We start from the raw sequence: 20599 nt of genomic DNA, 5'->3' as shown, positions 1-20599 counted from the left end.
GATCGCGCCGTTTCCTTGGGCGTTTTGCGGTTGTGGATCAGATGCCGACGGGGTGCCAGACGGTCTTGGTCTCCAGGAACGCGGTCAGGCGTGCGGTTCCGGGCTCTTCGGACCAGTCGCCCGCGGGGCGAAGAACGCGCTTGAGATTCCCGGCCGCCTTGTCCTCCAGGTCCTGGACGTGCTCGGGGAGCGCGCCGGTGAGGTCGATGGCGTTGACGTCCATGTGGGCGGCGAGCCAGGGCGCGAGTTCGGTGCGGTGGCCGGTGAGGAGGTTCACGACGCCGCCGGGCAGGTCGGAGGTCGCCAGTACTTCGGCGAGGGTGATGGCGGGTAGCGGCGCTGGTTCGGAGGCGACTACGACGGTGGTGTTGCCGGACACGATGACGGGGGCCAGGACGGAGACCAGGCCGAGGAGGGGTGAGTCGGGTGCGATGGCGGCGACGACGCCGGTGGGTTCGGGTGTGGAGAAGTTGAAGAAGGGCCCGGAGACGGGGTTGGCGGCTCCGGCGACGGCGTCGAGTTTGTCGGCCCAGCCGGCGTACCAGACCCAGCGGTCGACGGCGGCGTCCACCTCGGCCGCGGCGGTGTTCTTGGACGCGCCGGTGTGGCGGAGTTCGTCGGTGAACTGGTCGCGGCGGCCTTCGAGCATTTCGGCGATCCGGTAGAGGATCTGGCCGCGGTTGTAGGGGGTGCGCCCCGACCAGCCGGGGAAGGCTTTGCGGGCGGCGACCACGGCGTCGCGGGCGTCTTTGCGGGACGCGTGGGAGGCGTTGGCGAGGAAGCGGCCCTTGGGGTCGGTCACGGGGTAGGACCTGCCGGATTCGGATCGGGGGAACGCCCCGGCGATGTAGAGCTTGTAGGTTTTGCGCACGGCCAGACGGTCAGGCATTGAGGTAGGCCTCCAGTCCGTGGCGTCCGCCCTCGCGGCCGAACCCCGATTCCTTGTAGCCGCCGAAGGGGGAGGCCGGGTCGAACTTGTTGAAGGTGTTGGCCCACACCACCCCGGCCCGCAGCCGCTGCGCGGTCCACAGGATCTGCGACCCCTTCTCGGTCCAGATGCCCGCCGACAACCCGTACGGGGTGTTGTTGGCCTTGGTGACGGCCTCCTCCGGCGTGCGGAACGTCAGCACCGACAGGACCGGCCCGAAGATCTCCTCCCGCGCGATCCGATGCGACTGCGCCACCCCGGTGAACACCGTCGGCGCGAACCAGAACCCCTGGGACGGCAGCTCGCACGGCGGCGACCACCGCTCGGCGCCCTCGGCCTCCCCGGCATCGGACAGTTCGCGGATTCTGGCGAGCTGGGCGGCGGAGTTGATCGCGCCGACGTCGGTGTTCTTGTCGAGGGGGTCACCGACCCGCAGCGTCGCCATCCGCGCCTTCAACCGCTCCAGAACCTCGCCGGCGACCGACTCCTGGACCAGCAGCCGCGACCCGGCGCAGCACACGTGGCCCTGGTTGAAGAAGATCCCGTTCACGATGCCCTCGACGGCCTGATCCAGCGCGGCATCTTGGTAGACGATGTTGGCGGCCTTCCCGCCCAGCTCCAGCGTCAGCCTCTTGCGTGTGCCGGCGAGGGTGCGGGCGATCTGCCGCCCGACGTCGGTGGAACCGGTGAAGGCGACCTTGTCGATCCCGGGGTGGGCGACCAGGGCGGCGCCGGTGTCGCCGGCGCCGGTGACGATGTTGACCACGCCGGGCGGCAGCTCGGCCTGGCGGCAGATGTCGGCGAACAGCAGCGCCGTCAGCGGCGTGGTCTCCGCCGGCTTGAGCACCACGGTGTTCCCGCAGGCCAGCGCCGGGGCGATCTTCCAGGCCAGCATCAGCAGCGGGAAGTTCCACGGGATGACCTGCCCCGCCACCCCCACCGGCCTGGGGTCGGGCCCGAACCCGGCATGGCGCAGCTTGTCGGCCCACCCGGCGTAGTAGAAGAACCACGCCGCGACCAGCGGCACGTCCACGTCCCGCGACTCGCGGATCGGCTTGCCGTTGTCGATCGACTCCAGCACCGCCAGCTCCCGCGACCGCTCCTGCACGATCCGCGCGATCCGATACAGGTACTTGGCCCGCTCGGCCCCCGGCATCGGGCCCCACACCTTGTCGTAGGCGGTGCGCGCGGCCCGCACCGCGCGGTCCACGTCGGCCTCGTCCGCGCAGGCGACCTCGGCCAGGACGCTCTCATCGGCCGGGTTGATCGTCTTGAACGGCTCGCCGTGCCCGCCGGTGAACTCACCGTCGACGAACAGCCCGTAGGAGCCGCGGATGTCCACCACGGAACGGGACTCAGGCGCCGGCGCATAATCGAACACAGTCATGCCCCTCAGTCCAGGGTGAAGTAGTCGGGACCGGAGTACACCCCGGTGGCCAGCTTGCGGCGCTGCATCAGCAGGTCGTTCAGCACCGACGACGCCCCCAGGCGGAACCACTCGGGCGTCAGCCAGTCCGGGCCGGCGGTCTCGTTCACCAGCACCAGATACTTGATCGCGTCCTTGGTGGTGCGGATCCCGCCCGCGGGCTTGACCCCGACCTGCCGCCCCGTGGCGGCCCGGTAGTCACGGACGGCCTCCAGCATCACCAGCGTCACCGGCAACGTCGCCGCCGGCGACACCTTGCCGGTCGAGGTCTTGATGAAATCGGCCCCCGCCCGCATCGCCAGCCACGACGCCCGCCGCACATTGTCAAAGGTGGCCAGCTCACCCGTCTCCAAGATCACCTTCAAGTGCGCGGGCCCGCACGCCTCCTTGACCGCGACGATCTCCTCGAACACCTTGCCGTAGTCACCGGACAGGAACGCGCCCCGATCGATCACCATGTCGATCTCCGCCGCGCCCGCCGCCACCGCCGCCCGCGTATCGGCCAGCTTGGCCTCCATCGGCGCCCGCCCCGACGGAAACGCCGTCGCCACACTCGCCACGCCGATCCCCGACCCGGCCAGGGCCCGCACCGCGACCTCGACCATGTCCGGATACACGCACACCGCCGCCACCTTCGGCACCGAGGCATCCGACGGGTCGGGGTGCGCGGCCTTGGCACACAACGCCCGCACCTTCCCCGCCGTGTCCGCACCCTCCAACGTGGTCAGATCCACCATCGAGATCGCCAGATCGATCGCCTCGGCCTTCGCCGACGCCTTGATCGACCGGGACGCGAGCCGCGCCGCCCGCTCCTCCGCACCGACCTGGTCCACACCCGGCAGACCATGCAGGAATCCGTGCAACTCGGTCGCGGTCATCGGGTCCTGCCCGCCTTCCTGTGGGTCTGGGGCGGGGCCGTCGAGGCCCGCTCGATGATCTTTGTGTCCATGACGATGCGCCGGGGGAGGTCGCGGGTCTGGCTGTCGTCGAAGCGGTGCAGGAGCAGCCGCATGGCCAGGACGCCCTGCTCGATCATCGGACGGTCGACGACGGTCAGCGGGGGCCGCAGCAAAGGCCCGGTGTCGAGGTCGTCGAATCCGATGAGGCTGATCTGCCCGGGGACGTCCACCCGCATGTCGTGCAACGCCTTGAGCGCGCCGAGCGTCGTGAGGTTGTTCGCGGTGAAGATCGCGGTCGGTGGCTCGGCGAGCGACAGCAGCGACAGGGTGAGCTGGTAGGCGCGCTCCTCGCGGAAGTCGCCGATGATGTCGTACTCCGGCGGGATCTCGACGCCGGCGGCGGACACGGCCTCCACGAAACCGTCCCGCCGGTACCGGCCCGGCGTGGACTCCTGGCCGCCGCTGATCATCGCGATGCGGGTGTGGCCGAGCGCGAGGAGGTGCTCGGCGGCCTGCCTGCCGCCCGCGCGGTTGTCGACGAGGACGGCGTCGAAGCTCTCACCGTCGGCGAGGTCCCGGTCGATGAACACGACCGGCAGGCCGCTGTCGCGCAGCTGCAGCGGGGTCTGCTCGTGCTCGGTGGCCGGGGCGAGGATGATGCCGTCCACCTGGCGTGCCATGTCGGCGAGCAGGTCGGCCTCGCGGGCGCCGCTCTCGTCGCTGTTGGCGAGCAGCAGCCGGTAGCCGCGGTCCCGGCTGACCGACTCCATGCCCTTCACGACGGCGGCGAAGTACGGGTTGGTGATGTCGGGGACGACGACGCCGATGGTGCGGGTGCGTCCCGACTTCAGCGACTGCGCCGCGATGTTCGGTGCGAAGCCCAGCTCATCCACGGCGGCCCGGATGGCCTCCGCCGACCTGACCCGCTGTCCCCGCAGGAACCGCGAGACGGTGGCGGGGGAGACGCCGGCCCGCGCCGCCACGTCGTGGATGGTCGCCACATCGACTCCTGTCTGTTACCCGCATCACTGAAACCGTTGTCAGAGAATGATTGCAGCAGAGGCCCCAAAGATGTCAAGAGCTGGTGCCAGAGAGTCTGACCTGCGGGTCCGCATCGGACCGAGGCGGTCTGCGGCCACGCGGACGAGGAACGAGCACGTGCGAGCAGCCCACGACGCCGCCGAACGGGAAGTCCGGCGCGCTGCGGCAGAGCGCCCTCGACGCCGCCGAGCAGCCGCGCGGTGAACGCGACCAGGCCAGCACCGACCTGATCGCCGGAAGATCAAGCGGTTCCGGTCATCACCAGGCTGACCGAGCGGTGGAAGGCCGACCAGCGGGCCTTCGCCGACTGCTACCTGTGGGCGGACGGCCGCAAGGAGTTCACCGCCCTGGCCGACGGATGCCGGGGTCGACGGAGGCCTGGGCCGACCTGCTGCGCGAGTGTCGGCGCCGCGGGATGCGCACCCGAAGCCGGACGTCACCACGGACGGACGGACGGACCACTGAAACGCGTCGAGTTCCACCAGAGAGGGGAACAGTCAGTCACAGGCCTGTGCATAGAGTCGGCGAGCACGAAGCATACGGAGGTAGAGATGAAGGCGATCGTGGCTACCGATCAGGCCGCGGAAGCGGCCGGGATCACGCTGGCGGTGCGGCCTGAACCGACGCCGGCGATCAACGACGTCGTCGTTGAAGTCCATGCGTCGGGCTTCGTCCCGGCAGAGTGGGAGTGGCCCTCGACATGGGTCGATCGCTCCGGTCACGACCGAGCCCCGGCGATCATCGGCCACGAGTTCGCCGGAGTCGTCACCTCCCTCGGCTACGGCACGACGGGACTCTCCCCGGGCCAGCGGGTGTTCGGGATCACGGACTGGCACCGCGATGGAACCCTCGCCGAGTACGTGGCCGTGGAAGCACGCAACCTCGCGCCGCTGCCCGGGGCCGTCGACTTCACGGTGGGTGCGAGCCTGCCGATCTCCGGCCTGACCGCATGGCAAGGCCTGTTCCAGCATGGTCGTCTTCAGGCGGGGCAGAGCGTCCTCGCGCACGGCGCCGCCGGCGCGGTCGGATCGATGGTGACGCAGCTCGCCAGGGAGTTCGGCGCTTACGTCATCGGTACCGGGCGGGCGGCCGACCGCCAGGCGGCGCTCGACTTCGGCGCGAACGAGTTCTTCGCCCTCGACGAGGGGGATCTCGAAGACATCGGAGGGGTCGACCTGGTCTTCGATGTCATCGGTGGTGAAATCCAGAGGCGCTCAGCCGGCATCATCCGGCCCGGCGGAACGCTGGTGTCGGTGGTCGGGCCCGTTGAGACCCGCCCTGTCGACGGTCTCGCGGTCGACTTCGTCGTCGAGTCCGTTCCGAGCCAGCTGGTGGAGATCGTCGACCGGGTGCGGGACGGGCGCCTTCGCACGCACATCGGAACCGTCGCGACCCTCGACGACGCCGTCCCTGTGCTCAACCCGACCATGCGGCGCAAGGGCAAGACCGTCATCCGCGTGCGCCCCTGAGCTTCCTGGAACGGACGGTAGGAGCGTTCGCCTCTTCTGACCGGACGCCGCTCTTGGCTGCTCCCGGCCAGGTCTCCAGCAGCCAGGGCGGCGGTGGCCTGCGGATACTGATCATCCTGCTTCTTGCCGCGGGCCCACCCATGCCGAACAGCCTGACCCAACCACCTGATCAACTCAGGAGATCCGGGGACACAGGACCTAGCGGCCCTGGGGTTCTGCGGCTTGTGTGATGTCCTGGGTCAGCGCTGTCACGTCGGCGAGGTCGTCCAGGGCGAGGCACCGGTCGCGCCAATCGGTGAGCGCGCATGCGGTCAGAGTGTCGAACTTGCTGAGCACCGCCTCCCGCGAGAGGGGGCGTGCCGGGGAGCCCAAGGCGTCCACCACGCGCCGGGAGGCCCGTCCGGAGGGCGTTTCGACCGTCACGCGGGCGGCCCAGTGGTCGGGGAGGAGAGCGTCCAGAGCCGGGTCCGGAACCAACGTCACGGCCGGGACATCGTCGGCGATGCGGGCCCGGCGGAACGTCGACACGTCCTCAGGGGTGCCGGAGAGGGCGGCGGTGACCGCGAAGGCCGCTCCGGCGGAAGCCTCGGCCGGGCCCGGCACCTTCCGGTCCGCGTTGACGAACGACATCAGACCGGACGGGAGCGCCACCTCGACGTGGGTGGCGTTCCGGGCGTCCAGTGCGCGCAGCGCGTCGATCACGGCGTGCAGCGGACGGGCGCACGGGTACGGTTTGAAGCCGCATCGCTCCAGGTGGACGCCCGCGGTGGGAGAGGCCGGTGCGGGCGGCCGGGCGAGCGCGAGCGCGGCCGGGCGGTCCAGCAGGGCGGCGCTGCCCGTCGCTCCGGCGCGGGTCAGGTACGCCGCCTCGACGCCGTCGGCGGAGGCCCGGCCGGGGAGCAGGTAGTGCGCCTCGCCGAAGCGGCCGGACGAGAGCAGCCCGCCGAGGCCGGCCGCCGCCACCGCGAGCGCCGAGGCCGTCCGCTCCTCGTCCAGCTCCAGCAGGACGGCGGTCGCGGCGGCGGCGCCGATCGGACCGAACAGGGCCGTCGGCCACCAGCCGGACGCGTACAGCGCGGCACCGCCGAATCGCAGGCCGGCCTCCACCACCGCCTCGTAGCCCGCGAGCACCGCGTCGACGACCGCAGCGCCCGGCCGCCCCTCGTGCTGAGCGACCAGCAGGGCCGCGGGGACGACGACCGCCGCGGGGACGACGGCGGCTCCGGCGTGCAATGCGTCGAACTCGTCCAGATGTGCCTGGGCCGACCAACGCAGCACGCGGTCTCGCAACGAGTCGCCGAAGTACCGGGCCGGCGGCCCGGCGATCGGGTGCGTGGCGCCGGAGACCACGCAGCCCAGCGTGTCCAGGACGTGCAGGGCCGCGAGCCCGCGGGCGCCGGGCGTCGCCGCCCGGGGGGCCCGCGCGGCCCGGGCGGCGAGGTCGTCGAGCGTGCTCACAGGCGGGGGAGGACGTCGCCGCCGACAGCCTCGATGAGGTCGTGCGGCGGGTCGTAGGAGCCGACGTGCTGGAGGAACACGCCGGACGCTCCCGCCTCGAACGTCTCCCGGAGCCGGGCCGCGACCTCCTCGGCGGTGCCGACCAGGCAGAAGGCGCGGGCGAAGGCGAGCGCGTCGTCGTCGGTCACCCAGCGGTCCGCGACCTTGACGGCGCGGTCCCAGTCCTCGGCGTGCCCGATGTCCGGGTACACCTCGTCGATCCGGTCGGGGACCCGGAGATGGATCCCCGCGAGAGCGAGGAAGGGGGCGCCGCCGTTCTGCGCGATCGACGCGCAGATGGGCTTCAGCTTCCGGGCAGAGGCGAGGACGTCGTCGGTCACCTCGCAGAACGCCGACACCGTCAGCGGCACGTCGCCGGACCGCCCCGCCTCCCGCGCCCCCTCGCGGACCTGCGCCGCCGCAGCGGCGAGGGTCTCGGGCGAGACGCCGCTGAGCAGGATGACGCCGTCCGCGACGGCCCCCGCCAGCCGCAGGTTGCGCGGCCCGCTCGCGGCGAGGTGGACGGGCACGGACGGCGACGGGTCGCGCAGCCGCGACCGCACCGGGCCGTAGTCCCATTCCTCTCCGGCGAGCAGCGCCCGCAGCTGGTCGAGCCCCTCCCGGAGTTCCGCGCGGGTGCTGGCGCGCAGCCCTATCGGCACGACGGAGCTGTTCCCGACGCCGAGGCCGAGGGTGAACCGTCCGGGCGCCAGCTCGGCGACGGTCCGTGCCGCGGAGGCCACCACGGACGGGTGCCGGGTCGCGACGTTGGTGACGGCCGTTCCGAGCCCGATCCGCTCGGTGCGCAGCGCGGTCACCGACAGGACGGAGAAGACGTCCCGCCACAGCAGCTGCGAGTCGGGGAACCAGACCTCGTCGAACCCCAGTGTCTCGGCCCTGGCAGCGACGGAGGCGAGCCGGTCCGGACGGTCGCAGGCCGGGACGCGGATGCCGACCCTCACCGCGCCTCCCCGAGGAAGTCCAGGTTGAGGCGGTTGAAGCGGGCGGCGTGCTCGTGCTGGGGCCAGTGCCCGCACTCGCCGAAGATCTCCAGCCGGGAGCCGGGGATGCTGTCGTTCATCCGGTGCGCCTCCGGGATGTCGCCGAACGGGTTCTGCGCGCCCCACACGATCAGCGTGGGCGCGACGATCCTTCCCATCTGCGCGGCGCTGAGAAGGTCGGGCTCGCGGTTCTCCATCTCCTGGAGGCAGAGCAGGTTGTCGACCCGCTTGACGAACTCGGGCCGGTGGTAGATCGCATGCCGGACTTCGACCAGTTCCTCGGACACGTCCTTCGCCGGGTCGTGCATGAGGAGCTGGAGGCGCTTGCGGGTGAGGCCGATGTCGTCCTCGGCGACGGCCCTGCGGGTGCTGGTCTTGATGCGTTCCATGACCTGGGGGTTGGCGACGGTTCCGCCGGGGGCCACGAGCGTGAGCCGGCCGACGCGGTCGGGGTGGTCGGCGGCGAGGCGGCCCGCGACCCAGCCGCCCAGCGACTCGCCGACGAAGTGGGCGCGGTCGATGCCGCAGGCGTCCAGGTAGGCGAGGACGTGGTCGACGTAGCGGGGGATGCGGTACGGCTCGTCCACGCCGTCGGTGTAGCCGTGCCCTAGCATGTCGACGGCGTGGCAGGCGTACCGTTCGGCGTGCGCAGGGATGTTGCGGACGAACGCCTCCAGGTGGCCGCTGGTGCCGTGCAGGAACACCACGGCCTCTCCCGTCCCGGCCTGGAGGGCCCGGGTGCGGACGCCGCCCGCGTCGACGAAGCGGACGGCGTGGTCGACGCCCGTGAGGTCGGTCCAGATGCTCATGCTTTCTCCTTCGTTGTTGCGGGCTCGACGACGGCGACGCCCATTCCGGTGAGCCATTGGGGGACGGCGGCGTAGGCGAGGGTCTCGCCGCGTGCGCCGGGTCCGAGGGCGGCGAGCATGGCGATCCAGGAGCGGATCTCCTGTGCGCCGTTGCCGGCCTCCTCGTCGATCTCGGTGGTGGTCCGGTCGAGGACGGGGCCGAGGTCCCCGTTCTCGACGAGATCCAGGAAGGCCGCGTCGAACGCGGGGTTCAGATCGGCCTCGGCGGCGCGGATGATCTGCCGCCGCCGGACCTCGTAGTCGCCCCAAGATCCGCGCCCGTTCAGCCACGCCTCGACGAGGAAGCGGTCGTCGTCGGAGAGGGTCTCGAACCACTTCGGCCACGGCAGCCGGTGCGACAGCCCGCCGGACGCGATGACGGCGACGCGCTTCCCGGCGCCGTCGGCGGCGATGGCGCGGCCGAGTGCCGCGCCGAGATCGTGGCAGCGACGCAGGGCCGGCAGCGGCGGCGCGAACATGTTGATCACGATCGGGACGATCGGGATGTCGAGGTCCGGCACCAGGTGCTGGAGCCCGTGGGTGATGCCGTGGTCGACGGTGAGCCGCAGGGAGAAGGCCGGGTCGAACCCGTCGTCGACGAGGGACGTGGTCAGGTGGCGCGCCAGGTCGGTGTCGGCGGGCAGCGGCCCCCCGGGCGTGAGGGCCTCGCCGGCTCCGAGCACCTCGCCGACGCCGATGGTGAACGCGGGCATCATGTCGAGGAAGAACCCGCGGAAGTGGTTCGACCCGATGATCACGACGGTGTCGGGGGCGGCGGCGCGCAGCCGCTCGGCGGCGCGTTCCAGCCCGTCGCGGAAGCGGTGGGCGTCCTCCAGGTGGTCGACCTTGGCCCAGTCGGTGTTCATCAGCGTGCTGTGGGAGGCGCCCACGCCGAGCACGATGTCGCTCATCAGTTCCTCCAACGCAGGGCGGACGAGGCGACGGCCCGCCCCGTCCTCGGGGTGGTCGTCGCCGTCCGCCCGCGGAGGGCGGCCGGAACGCGGGTCAGGGCCGCTCGGCCGCGAGCCCTCTCAGCAGGACGTCGAGTCCCGCGTGGAACTGCCGGTCCGTGGGGAGCCAGGCCAGCTCCGGAGACAGCTCGATCATGTTCGGGAACTCGTCGGCGGGCAGCGCCGAGTAGAAATGGGCCCGCTGCCTGCGCAGTTCGGCGGCGTCCTCGTCGTCCCCGCCCCACGGACGCGGCATCTGGTAGGCAGCGAAGCCGAGCGTGTACGTCAGCAGGAGGCCGTAGACGCAGACGGCGTCCGCCGGGGGCAGCCCGCTCTGCCGGAGCCGTGCCAGGACGCGTTCGAACGCGCCGCCCAGCGAGCCGCGGCTCGCCGTGGTCCGGGTGGACAGCAGCCGGACCACGCTCGGGTGCTCCCGCATCATGGACAGGAGCGCCTCGGCGATGCGGCGCGCCTCGGTGACGGGATCGGGTCCGATCTCCTCGGGAAGCCGCAGGTTGCCGAGCACCTGGTCCGCCATCCCGTCGAGGATGTCGTCCTTGTTCTTGAAGTGCCGGTACAGGGCCATCGTGCTGAAGCCGAGCTCGCCCGCGAGCCGCCGCATGGTCAGCCCGTCGAGGCTCTCCCGGTCGCCGATCGCGATGGCGGCGTCCACGATGTCCCGCGCCGTGAGCGCCGCCTTGTCCGGACGGCGTCCTCGGGGCGGGGGCCGCCGTGTCGTCACTCTTCGCTCCGTCTCGCCCAAGGTCCTGAACTCTTCTCCACTCGATCTTCTCCCGGATCACAGGCCCACGTCCGCCGTTGCCCGGGTACAGGTGTTGATCGTGGTGCGCATCACGTGCCGGGTGAGACGGGCCATCTCCCTGAGGTCGACCACGTTCATCCCCATGGGGAAGTCGACGGGCAGCGGCGCCTCCGCCCCCGCCCTGGCCATGCCGATCCGAGCCGTGGGCAGACCGCGGCCCCGCAGGATGTTGGCGTCGGTGGCGCCGCTGTTGCCGAGGATCGGCTCGTGCGCCCGGCCCTCCTCGGCCTCCCACGCCTCGATCGCCGCGCGGACGATCCACGCGTCGGGATCGGTCGCCGTCCCCGGGATCGCGAGGGTCATGTCCCAGCCGATCTCCAACCGCGGGTGCGCGGCGGCGATCCGCGCGACGGCGGCGGCGAACTCGCGCTTGACGCTCATCGGCGTGGACGCCGGTGACGTGCGGAGGTCAAGGACGAAACGGCACGAGGCGGGCGAGACGGCCGGCATCCGCATGAAGCCGCCCTCGATCGCGCCGATGTTGCCCTGCGGGGCGACCGTTCCGGACGTGTGCCGGGCGGTGTACTCGGCGAACCACTCCTCCAGGGCCGCGGCGACGGTGCCGGCGCCGAGGATCGCGTTGCGGTAGTCGATGCGGTGGCGGCTGCCCGCGTAGGAGTAGCTGCCGCCGACGGTGACCTCGAACCAGCACAGGCCGACCTCGTCCCACGAGACGGCCCATCCGGGCTTGGCGATCAGCGCGAAGTCGGCCCAGACGCCCTGTTCCAGCATGAACGAGGCGCCGTTGCCCTGGCCCGCGTTGTACCGGCGGACGTGGGGGGCGGTGCGCTTGTTCGTCGGCATCCCGCCCGCGCCCAGTCCGAGGACGACGTCGCCGCGCAGCGGCGTGCCGGCCCGGTGCAGGATCTCCAGCGCGGCGACGAGGCACGCCGCGTGGCCCTTCGGGTTGCTCGCGCCGAGGCCGATGACGTAGTCGCCGTCCCGGACCGGTTCCGGGACCATGTCGTAGCGCAGCGTCGCGCCGACCCGGGGCAGGTCCTCTTCGGGATTCCCCGTCGTCAGCGTGTCGATCGGGGCGTAGAGGAGAAGGTCGGGGCCCGTTCCGTCGCCGTGGAGCCGGGCGACGGCGTTGCCCTGGGCATCGTCGATCGGCTGGTAGGCGGCGTCGATCCCGGAGGCGGCGAGGGTGGAGACCGCCCAGCGGGCCAGTTCGCCCTCCTCGCCGGTGGGGCTGGGGATGCCGGTCATGCCGGTGATGAGTTCGGCGAGGCGCTCGGGGTCGATGAGCCTCTCGGCGTCCCGCAGCAGTGCCAGACGCGCGTGGTCCAGCGCCGTCATACGGTTTCCTCCCTGTCATGGGTGAGTCGTTCGGCGGCGCGTTCGGCGAGTCCGGCGGCGGCGTCGAGCTTCCAGGCGTTGCCGGGCAGGGGGTGCCCGTGCCTGGTGAGTTCGGCGTCCACGACGTCGCGGAGCGCGGCGGGGTCGAACGGCCTTCCGTCGAGGGCGCGTTCGGCGTCGGCGGGACGCCACGGCGTCGGAGCCAGCGCGCCGAACACGATCCGGCAGTCGTCCCACCGCTCCGCCGACCGGCTGGACGCGGCGACGGACACGACGGCGAAGTCGCCCTGCCAGAGCGCGAGCTTCTCGAACACGCAGGGCCTGCCCGGCTCGGGGATCCGGACGGCGACGACCAGGTCCGTCTGCTTCAGGGCCGTCTCCCCAGGGCCGGTGTAGAGGTCGCCGATGGGGATGCGGCGCCCGTCCGACAGTTCGACGACGGCGTCCAGCGCCGCCAGCACCGTGGCCAGGTCGGACGGCGTGACCGCCTGGCAGCGGTGCCCGTCGACGGCCGCGTGGTAGAAGCGGTGGTCGCCGAGGATCGCGTAGCAGGGGCTGGAGGCGCCGTTGCGCTTGTAGCAGGGGAAATCGTTGCGGAAGAACCAGCAGCGCTTGGCCTGCAGTAGATTCCCCGCGACCGTCGCCGCGTTCCTGACCTGCGGCGACGCGATGGAGTCGGCGACCTCCGCCAGCGCCGGGATGGACTCGGCGAACCGGGCGGACAGCTCGGCCAGCGTGACGGCCGCGCCGATGACCGCGGTCCCGTCCGGTTCCTCGGTGATGTCGCGCAGGCCCGGAAGCAGCGCGGTGGAGACGAGGCGTTCCGGCGCGGCCAGCCGCTGCCGGCGCTGGAGCAGCACGTCGGTGCCGCCGCCGATGGCGGTCCCGCCCCGCAGCGCGGCGCCCGCCTCCGCCAGGCTCTCCGGACGGACGATCTCGGCGATGTCCGGGACCGCCGGCGCCAGGCCCGGGTACCGGCCCTGCCGGCCGAGGTGCGTCCCCCACCGGTGCAGCAGTGCGTGGACTCCGCGCGGGTAGGCGGCCCGCATCAGCGCGATCCACCAGCGCGAAGGGCGCCGCCGCAGCCGGTGGTCGCGGACCCTTCCCTCCTTCTCCGCCAGCGCCCGCAGCACCTTGTCCGGAGTGATCGGCAGGTCGCGGATGCGGACGCCGACCGCGTCGTGGACGGCGTTGGCGATCGCCGCGCCCGGCGGGACGATCGGGATCTCGCCGACGCTCTTGGCGCCGTACGGCCCCGCGTCGTCGTGGCCCTCGACGATGAACGGCCGGACGCGCGGGACGTCGGCGGCGCGCGGCAGTGCGTAGTTGATGTAGGCGGGGTTGACGACGCGCCCCTCGGTGCGGATCAGCTCCTCGCCGAGCGCGGCGCCGATCCCGTGCACGGCCCCGCCGATGATCTGGCCTTCGACCATGACGGGGTTGATGGCCCGCCCGACGTCGTGCGCGGCGACGTAGTCGAGCACGGTGACCTTGCCGGTCCGGACGTCGACCTCGACCTCCGCCCCGTGCGCGGCGAAGGAGTAGGTGGGCGACAGATTGGCCCTGTCCTCGCCGGGCGTGATCGTCTCCGTCCCCTCCAGTTCGTAGCGGGACTCCAGGCTGAGGCCGCCGTGCGCGCCCGCCAGGTCGCCGAAGCTCATCGCATGGTCGCCGTGGACGGCCGCGCCGTCGCGCAGCTCGACGTCCCCGGGTGCGCAGCCGAGCTTGTCGGCGGCCAGCCCGCGCAGCCGGTGGGCCATTTCCCGGGCGGCCCGGCCGGTGGCCGTCCCCGACATGTGCGTGGCGCGCGACGACCAGGCGCCGAGGTCCAGCGGCGTCAGCTCGCCGTCCATCGACAGCACGTCGACGTCCTCGGGGGCGACGCCGAGCTCCTCCGCGGCGATCTGCGCGAGGATCGTCTTCTGGCCGGTGCCCGCGTCCGACCCGCCGAACCGGACGCGCACGCGGCCGTCGGCGTCGACGTCCACGCCCGCCTCGCTGACGTTCGACAGCGGGTAGGCGTAGGCGCCCGACCCGTGCGCGGCGCTGGACACGCCGACGCCGCGGCCGTAGGTCCTCGCGGCCCGCTTGGCGTCCCAGTCCAGCTCCCGCCTGACGGTCTCCAGGCAGTCGACGAGCCGCGCCGTCGTGAGGCGGTACCCGCACAGCGTCTCGGTGTCCGGCTCGACGGCGTTGCGGACGCGCAGGTCGATGGGGTCCATCCCGAGCCGCTCGGCGATCTCGTCGAGCTGGGACTCCATGGCGAGCGCGACCTGCGGTGTTCCGTACCCGCGGTACTGCCCGCCGGGCTGCGTGGCGGTGTCGACGAGGCGCGCGTCGTAGCGGACGCCGTCCGCCCGGTACACCGACCCGAGGGCGATGACGCCGACGCGCATCACCGACGAGCCCATGTGGGAGTAGGCGCCGTTGTCGACGTTCAGTTCGGTCTCGAACGCGCGCAGGTTCCCGTCCGCGTCGGCGTAGGTGCGCAGCCGCGTCTCGAAGCGGTGCCGGGGCTTGTTGGAGGCGAACTCCTCCTCCCGCGTGAGCGAGATGAGCACGGGTGTCGCGGTCTTGCGGGCCAGCGCCGCGGCGAGGATCTCGTGTTCGGAGGCCTTCGACTTGGAGCCGAAGCTCCCGCCGGTGGCGACCTCGCGGCACACCACCTGGTGGTGCTCCAGCCCCAGCAGGTGCGAGACCTCCTTGGCGATGAAGTAGGGCGCGTGCGTGGAGGTCCACAGCTCCATCACCTCGCGGTCGGCGTCCCACCGGGCGAGCGTGACGTTGGGCTCCATGCACGCGTGCGCGACGCTCGGGTAGACGAAGTCGCCCTCGACCATCACGTCCGACGCCGCGATCCCGGCGTCCGGGTCGCCCCACACGCTGTTCCACCGGATCGCGACGTTGCGTTCGGACGGGCGTTCGTGGAGCGAGCGGGAACGCGGCGCGAGGGCCTCGGCGATGGTGAGCGGTGCCCGGAGCGGCCGGATGCGCAGCCGGATCGCCGCGACCGCCGCCCTGGCCTGCTCCACGGTGTCGGCGGCGACGGCCGCGATCTCCTGACCGACGTAGCGCACCACGCCCGCCGCCAGGGGCGGCCGGTCGGACATGTGCCCGCCCCGATGGAGGTAGGTGATGCCGGAAGGGAAGTCGTCGGCGGTGATGACGCCGCGCACCCCCGGCATCCGCAGCGCGGGGGCGGCGTCCAGACGGGTGATCCGGCCGTAGGGGACGGGGGAGCGCAGCACCGCGGCGTGCAGGTGCGGCGGCTCGGTGAGGTCGTTGACGTAGTCGACACGTCCGAGGGACCGGTCCTGCCAGTCCAGCGGCCGGATGCTTCGCCCGATTCGTTCGGTCATAGCGAATCCCCCCGCGCCCCTGCCCGCGCGCGGGCCGTCGCGCACACCGCCTCGACGATCGCCGCGTAGCCGGTGCACCGGCAGATGTTGCCGGACAGTTCCGCCCGCGCCCGGGCCCGCGCCCGCTCCGCGTCGGCGGGGAGGCCGGCGCGGAGCAGGGCGGTGGCGTGGACGACCTGGCCGGGCGTGCAGAATCCGCACTGGAACGCGCCCAGGTCGGCGAACGCCGCACGCAGGTCCTCGGACTCCTCCGCGAGGCCCTCCGCCGTCGTGACCTCGCCGTCGACCAGTTCGACGGGTGTCACGCAGGACAGCCTGGGGCGCCCGGCGACGAGCACGGTGCAGGCGCCGCACTCGCCGCGCTCGCACGCGAGCTTGACGGACGTCGCCCCGAACCGCTCCCGAAGGAGCGTGGCGAGGACGGTCCCGGGAGGCGCGGCGGCGTCGCCGGTCTGCCCGTTGACGGTGATGTTCATGAAGGACCCCAGACGGAGGAGGTGCGGACGGGACGGCGTGCTACTCCAGGTCGGCCTCGGTGAGGTCACCGGAGTCGTTCTTGTCGAACGGCCGGGTCTCGATGTTGACCACGCTGGGGGTGTCCTTCCCGCCGAGCTTGCCGACCATCGTCTGGAGCGCCGTGGCGCCCCACTTCTTCGGCTGGAGCGCGATCTCGTAGCCGACCCGCCCGTCCCGCACCATCGCGAGCGTGGAGGGGATGCCGTCGAAGCCCGTCACGGTGATCTGGCCGGTCTTGCCGGCCTCGTTGATCGCCTGCACGACTCCGGTGAGGAAGTCGTCGAGATTGGCGTAGACGACCTTGGCGTCCGGGACCGCCGACAGCGACGCCTTGGCGGCCTTCAGCCCCTCCTCGGAGGTGAGGGCGGAGACGTTGACCTCGTGGGCGACCGACATGCCCGGGCACTCCGCCGAGCCGACGACCGCCTTGTAGGCCTTCGTCATCTCCTGGACGTAGGGCGCCGCGGACGGCCCCTTGATCATGATGATCTTGCCCTTGCCGACGTTCTTGCAGGTCCACTGGGCGATCTGCGTACCGGACCTGCCCCAGTCGTTGCCGATGTAGGACGCGCGGCTGGACTTGTCCTCGACGTCGCGGGCCACGGTCATGACCGGGATGTGCGCGGCCTTCGCCGCGTTGAGCGGCGCGACGACGGCCTTGGCGTCGATCGCGGAGACGAGGATGCCGTCCACGCCCTTCGCGATGAGGTCGTTGATGTCGTTGGCCTGCTTCAGCGGGTCGCCGCCGGCGTCGGTGAAGACCACCTTGACGCCGAGCTTCTTCGCCTCCGCCTGGATGCCCTTCTGGATCCCGGCGTACAGGGCGATCCTGGGGGCGGCGAAGCTCACGCCGATGGTCTTCGCGCCCTTTTCGGACGCGTCCGAGCCCGTGCAGCCGGTGGCGGCCAGGCCGATGCACAGCGCCGCCGCGGCGATCCCGCGAAGTCGGGTCATGCGCATGATGGGTCTCCTCTTGCGGGTTTCGGTGAAGGCGGGGGGCTGGGCGTGTTCAGGTGACGGTGGCCTTGGCAGGGGCGTCCGCGACGGTCGTGCGCGGCGGTGCCTCCTTTCTCCCGGTGCGCAGGCGGGAGAACCGGCGCAGCAGCTCGGCCGACATCGCGAGGATGAACACGATCCCGACCGCGACCTCCTGCCAGGCGTCGCCGACGCCGTTGAGGTTGAGGCCGTTCTGGATCACGGAGATGACCAGGACGCCGAGCAGGGTCCGCCACACCGCGGCCCGCCCGCCGTGCAGGGCGCTGCCGCCGAGCACGACGGCGGCGACCGAGAACAGCTCCAGTCCCTCGCCGACGGTCGGCTGCGCCGACTGCAGCCGCGCCGTCGTCGCCATGCCCGCCACGGCCGCGAACGCCCCGGCGAGCACGAAGGTGGCGACGATCGTCCGCTCGACGCGCAGGCCCGCGAGCCGTGCCGCCTCCCGGTTGCCGCCGCTGGACAGCACGCGCAGCCCGAACGGGCTCACGCTCAGCAGGAACGCCGAGACGGCGAAGCAGACGATCATCAACCAGACGATCCACGGGACGCCGAGCGGGCGCCCGACGCCGAACCCGGCGATGCTCGCGGGCAGCCCGCCGACCGACTCGGCGTGGGTGAGGATGAGCGTGACGCCCACCCCGATCACCGAAGTGCCCAGCGTGATCATGAACGGGTGGACCTTGAGCGCGATCACGAGCAGCCCGTTGAGCAGCCCGAACACGACCCCCGACAGCACCGCCGCGGCGAGGCCGAGCGCGATGCTCTGCGTCTCCCGCATGACGATCGCGCCGACCGCGCCGTGCAGCGCGACCTGCGCGCCCACCGACAGGTCGAACCCGCCGCCGGCGATGACGAAGGTCTGCCCGAACGCGACGATCGCGAGGATCGCCATCGAGCTGAGGACGTTGAGGACGTTGCCGCTGCTGAGGAACGAGTCCGTCGAGAACGTCAGGACGACGGCGAGGACGACCAGCAGCAGCGGGACGAACGCGTCCTCCAGCGCGGGGGCTTTTCTCTTCATGAGGCAAGACCTTCCGGGTGTTCGCCGAGGCACGCCGTCATCAGTTCGGCGTGCGTGACGTCGGCCGTGAGTTCGGCGACCAGGCGTCCCCGCCGGAACGCCAGGTAGCGGTCGGTGATGGAGCGGAACTCCTCGCTCTCCAGCGCCACGACCACCACGCAGCCGCGCTCGTCCGCGAACGCGCGGAGCTGGCGCAGCACGTGCTCCTTGGCCCCGATGTCGATGCCGTGCGTGGGCTCCTCCACGACCAGGGCCCGGGCGCCCGCCGCGAGCCACCGCGCGATGAGGACCTTCTGCTGGTTGCCGCCGGACAGCAGCCCGGCGGGGAACGCCGGGTCGGCCGGGCGGATGTCGAGGTCCGCGATCAGCCGGAGCGCCGTGGAGCGCATCTTGCGCCGGTCCAGGGCGCCGAACCGGCTGAACGCCCGCACGTCGCCGAGCGCGATGTTGCGCTCGATGCTGAGGAGCGGCTGCACGCCGTCGCGCTTGCGCTCCTCGGGCACGAACCCGATCGCGGCGGCGACGGCCGCGACGCGGTTGAGCGGCCTGACCCGCCGTCCGCCGACCGTGACCTCGGCGCGCTCGCGCCCGGGCGGCCGGGCCGCCCCGGCGAGAGCGCGCGCGTAGCGGCCGGCGCCCGAGCCGAGGAGGCCGGTCATCGTGACGACCTCGCGATGCCGCAGGTCCAGCTCGGGTGCGCCGGGCAGATCCGCATGCACGAGCACGTCGCCGGGCTCGTGCGGCTCGCGGTCCGGGGCGTTGGCGAGGGTCCGGCCCGCGACCAGCTCGACCAGCCCGTGCGGGGTGGCCTCGCCGCGGCCGAGGCGGGCGACGATCCGGCCGTCGCGCAGCGCCGTGATCCGGTCGCAGAGCAGGCGGACCTCGTCGAGGTCGTGGCTGACGAACAGGACGGCGAGGCCGTCGCCGGCGAGCCGCCGGACCAGGTCGGTGATCAGTTTGGACTGCCGCGGTTCGAGCGCCGCCGTGGGCTCGTCCAGGATCAGCAGCTTCGGCCGGGCGCGCAGCGCCCGCGCCACCTGCAGCAGCTTCTTCTCGGCGAGGTCGAGGGTGCCCGCGCGGCGTCCCGGTTCGAGGCCGGTGCCGAGCGTGCCGAGCAGCTCCGCCGCCTCGGCATGGTCGGCGCGGCGGTCCCGCATCAGCCGGCCGCGCCGGTTCGGGGCGGCGACGACGATGTTGTCGGCGACCGTCAGCTCGGGGAACAGCTGCGTCTCCTGGTGGACGACGGTGATGCCGGCGCGTTCGGCCTGCGCGGGCGTCGCGTTGCCGACCCTGCGGCCTTCGACCTCGAGGCGTCCGCCGTCCGGCGCGTACGCGCCGCACAGCACTTTGATGAGGGTCGACTTGCCGGCGCCGTTGGAGCCGATCAGTCCATGGACCTCGCCCGCCATGAGGTCGAGGTCCACCCCGTCCAGCGCGGTGAAGGGGCCGAACCGCTTGGTGACGCCGTGCGCGGCGACGGCGGGCGCCGTCACGACGCGGGCTCCGTCCGCACCGCCGTCCCGGTGCCGCGGACGAACGCGGCCAGGACGCGGCGCCGCACCGGCGGGACGCCGAAGGCGGCGGCCAGCAGGACGGCGAGGATGATCAGGATGCGCATCGGGTGGCCTCCACAGGTGCGAGCCGGGGGTCGGTGGGGCGGGTGTCGGTGGGGCGGGGGTCGCGCAGGAACGCCTCGGCGAGCCGGGCGTAGTCGCGGGGCCGCTCCTCCTGGGGGTGGTGCGCCGTGTCCGGCAGCACCTCCAGGTCGGCGGCGGGCAGCGCCGCGGCCAGGCGGGCCGCGTAGCCGATGTCGGCGAACGGGTCGGCGGAGCCCCACAGCAGCAGGACGGGGGCCGCCACCTCCGGCAGCAGAGGACCGAGATCCTCGGGCCGGCCGCGCGCTTCGATGTCCGTTCCAAGAGCAAGAGCGGTTGCAGAGACACTGTTTCGGAAGCGTTCAGCGACAGTTGCCTCCGGAACCATCGTGGGATCGTTCCACTCATGAAGACCGATGAGGTCGCGCATCTTTTCCGGGGTCGGGCCCTCACCGCCGTAGTACGCCGCGCGGATCTCCGCCCCGCTCACCCCGGGCGTACCGCCGAGTTCGGCGGGGCGGCTGCCGGTGAGGACGATGCGGCGGACGCGGTGCGGGTGGCGTGCCGCGATCAGCAGCGCGACCGCCCCGCCGAGCGACTGGCAGACGAAGTCCGCGCGCTCGATCCCGAGGTCGTCGAGGAGGGCCGTGACGTACCGCGCGTGGAAGGAGAACAGCGGCAGGTCGGCCCGGGGCGCGTCCGAGTCGCCGTACTGCGGCAGGTCCACCAGGACGAGCCGGCGGCCGGGCAGTTCCGGCACGAGGGCGGCGAAGTCGGTCCAGGCGGAGCAGCCGGGGCCGCCGCCGTGCAGCAGGACGGTGGGCACGCCCTCGCCGGTCGTGCGGACCCGCAGCGCGGTCCCGAGCACGGTGTGCCGGGTGCCGGCGATCGATGCGGTCATGGAGTGCTCTCCGGTTCTCCCGGCCTCCTG

General features: G+C 72.4%; 18 protein-coding genes. 1 reads left to right on the top strand and 17 read right to left on the bottom strand.

The genetic code is table 11. The features are described 5' to 3' along the window. Window positions 1-37 precede the first annotated feature (37 nt). From BJY14_RS04055 to BJY14_RS04040, 4 genes are read right to left on the bottom strand one after another with little or no spacing between them, the layout of a single operon-like run. Window positions 38-889: an aldehyde dehydrogenase family protein gene (locus BJY14_RS04055; protein ID WP_179842362.1), complete on the bottom strand. Its 852-nt coding sequence runs from the start codon at window positions 887-889 to the stop codon at window positions 38-40. Then, a complete protein-coding gene (locus BJY14_RS04050; protein WP_218905081.1) occupies window positions 882-2315 on the bottom strand; it encodes an aldehyde dehydrogenase family protein in 1434 nt (477 codons plus the stop codon). The genes BJY14_RS04055 and BJY14_RS04050 overlap by 8 nt, the downstream gene beginning before the upstream one ends. Window positions 2316-2320: 5 nt before the next feature. After that, entirely contained in the window at window positions 2321-3232 is a 912-nt protein-coding gene (gene deoC / locus BJY14_RS04045; protein WP_179842361.1) for a deoxyribose-phosphate aldolase, read from the bottom strand. Further along, complete coding sequence (locus BJY14_RS04040; protein ID WP_179842360.1) at window positions 3229-4254, bottom strand: LacI family DNA-binding transcriptional regulator; 1026 nt, start codon at window positions 4252-4254, stop codon at window positions 3229-3231. The genes deoC and BJY14_RS04040 overlap by 4 nt, the downstream gene beginning before the upstream one ends. Window positions 4255-4845: 591 nt before the next feature. Between BJY14_RS04040 and BJY14_RS04035 the strand changes: the two genes are divergently transcribed. Then, window positions 4846-5763, top strand: coding sequence for an NADP-dependent oxidoreductase (locus BJY14_RS04035; RefSeq protein ID WP_179842359.1), 918 nt, complete (start codon window positions 4846-4848; stop codon window positions 5761-5763). Window positions 5764-5961: 198 nt separating this feature from the next. On the opposite strand, the gene BJY14_RS04030 is transcribed toward BJY14_RS04035, so the two are convergent. The 13 genes from BJY14_RS04030 to BJY14_RS03975 all read right to left on the bottom strand — a co-directional run bounded on the left by BJY14_RS04030 (window position 5962) and on the right by BJY14_RS03975 (window position 20569). Beyond that, a complete protein-coding gene (locus BJY14_RS04030) occupies window positions 5962-7221 on the bottom strand; it encodes an MmgE/PrpD family protein (protein WP_179842358.1) in 1260 nt (419 codons plus the stop codon). Next, the gene (locus BJY14_RS04025; RefSeq protein WP_179842357.1) at window positions 7218-8222 is read right to left on the bottom strand and encodes an LLM class flavin-dependent oxidoreductase; all 1005 of its coding nucleotides are present in this window, start codon (window positions 8220-8222) and stop codon (window positions 7218-7220) included. Before BJY14_RS04025 ends, BJY14_RS04030 begins: the two co-directional genes overlap by 4 nt. Continuing rightward, on the bottom strand, window positions 8219-9070 hold the full coding sequence (locus BJY14_RS04020; protein WP_179842356.1) for an alpha/beta fold hydrolase: 852 nt from the start codon (window positions 9068-9070) through the stop codon (window positions 8219-8221). The genes BJY14_RS04025 and BJY14_RS04020 overlap by 4 nt, the downstream gene beginning before the upstream one ends. Then, window positions 9067-10020: a DODA-type extradiol aromatic ring-opening family dioxygenase gene (locus tag BJY14_RS04015; protein WP_179842355.1), complete on the bottom strand. Its 954-nt coding sequence runs from the start codon at window positions 10018-10020 to the stop codon at window positions 9067-9069. Before BJY14_RS04015 ends, BJY14_RS04020 begins: the two co-directional genes overlap by 4 nt. 94 nt (window positions 10021-10114) lie before the next feature. After that, window positions 10115-10801, bottom strand: coding sequence for a TetR/AcrR family transcriptional regulator (locus tag BJY14_RS04010; protein ID WP_218905079.1), 687 nt, complete (start codon window positions 10799-10801; stop codon window positions 10115-10117). Between the two features lie 57 nt (window positions 10802-10858). Then, window positions 10859-12181 (bottom strand): M20 family metallopeptidase, encoded by a 1323-nt coding sequence (locus tag BJY14_RS04005; RefSeq protein WP_179842354.1) that lies wholly within the window; start codon window positions 12179-12181, stop codon window positions 10859-10861. Further along, the gene (locus BJY14_RS04000; RefSeq protein ID WP_179842353.1) at window positions 12178-15540 is read right to left on the bottom strand and encodes a molybdopterin cofactor-binding domain-containing protein; all 3363 of its coding nucleotides are present in this window, start codon (window positions 15538-15540) and stop codon (window positions 12178-12180) included. Before BJY14_RS04000 ends, BJY14_RS04005 begins: the two co-directional genes overlap by 4 nt. Next, complete coding sequence (locus tag BJY14_RS03995; RefSeq protein ID WP_179842352.1) at window positions 15537-16016, bottom strand: (2Fe-2S)-binding protein; 480 nt, start codon at window positions 16014-16016, stop codon at window positions 15537-15539. Before BJY14_RS03995 ends, BJY14_RS04000 begins: the two co-directional genes overlap by 4 nt. Window positions 16017-16056: 40 nt before the next feature. Then, the gene (locus BJY14_RS03990; protein WP_179842351.1) at window positions 16057-17016 is read right to left on the bottom strand and encodes a substrate-binding domain-containing protein; all 960 of its coding nucleotides are present in this window, start codon (window positions 17014-17016) and stop codon (window positions 16057-16059) included. 49 nt (window positions 17017-17065) lie between these two features. After that, window positions 17066-18073 (bottom strand): ABC transporter permease, encoded by a 1008-nt coding sequence (locus BJY14_RS03985; protein WP_179842350.1) that lies wholly within the window; start codon window positions 18071-18073, stop codon window positions 17066-17068. After that, the gene (locus BJY14_RS03980) at window positions 18070-19566 is read right to left on the bottom strand and encodes a sugar ABC transporter ATP-binding protein (RefSeq protein ID WP_179842349.1); all 1497 of its coding nucleotides are present in this window, start codon (window positions 19564-19566) and stop codon (window positions 18070-18072) included. The genes BJY14_RS03985 and BJY14_RS03980 overlap by 4 nt, the downstream gene beginning before the upstream one ends. Then, on the bottom strand, window positions 19563-19691 hold the full coding sequence (locus BJY14_RS46355; RefSeq protein ID WP_258945006.1) for a hypothetical protein: 129 nt from the start codon (window positions 19689-19691) through the stop codon (window positions 19563-19565). The genes BJY14_RS03980 and BJY14_RS46355 overlap by 4 nt, the downstream gene beginning before the upstream one ends. Further along, entirely contained in the window at window positions 19679-20569 is an 891-nt protein-coding gene (locus BJY14_RS03975) for an alpha/beta fold hydrolase (protein WP_179842348.1), read from the bottom strand. The genes BJY14_RS46355 and BJY14_RS03975 overlap by 13 nt, the downstream gene beginning before the upstream one ends. Between the last annotated feature and the right edge of the window lie 30 nt (window positions 20570-20599).

This window comes from Actinomadura luteofluorescens, from assembly GCF_013409365.1.
Lineage (GTDB): Bacteria > Actinomycetota > Actinomycetes > Streptosporangiales > Streptosporangiaceae > Spirillospora > Spirillospora luteofluorescens.
Note: the sequence above shows the minus strand (reverse complement) of the source record. Positions and strands in the feature narration are given on the sequence as shown.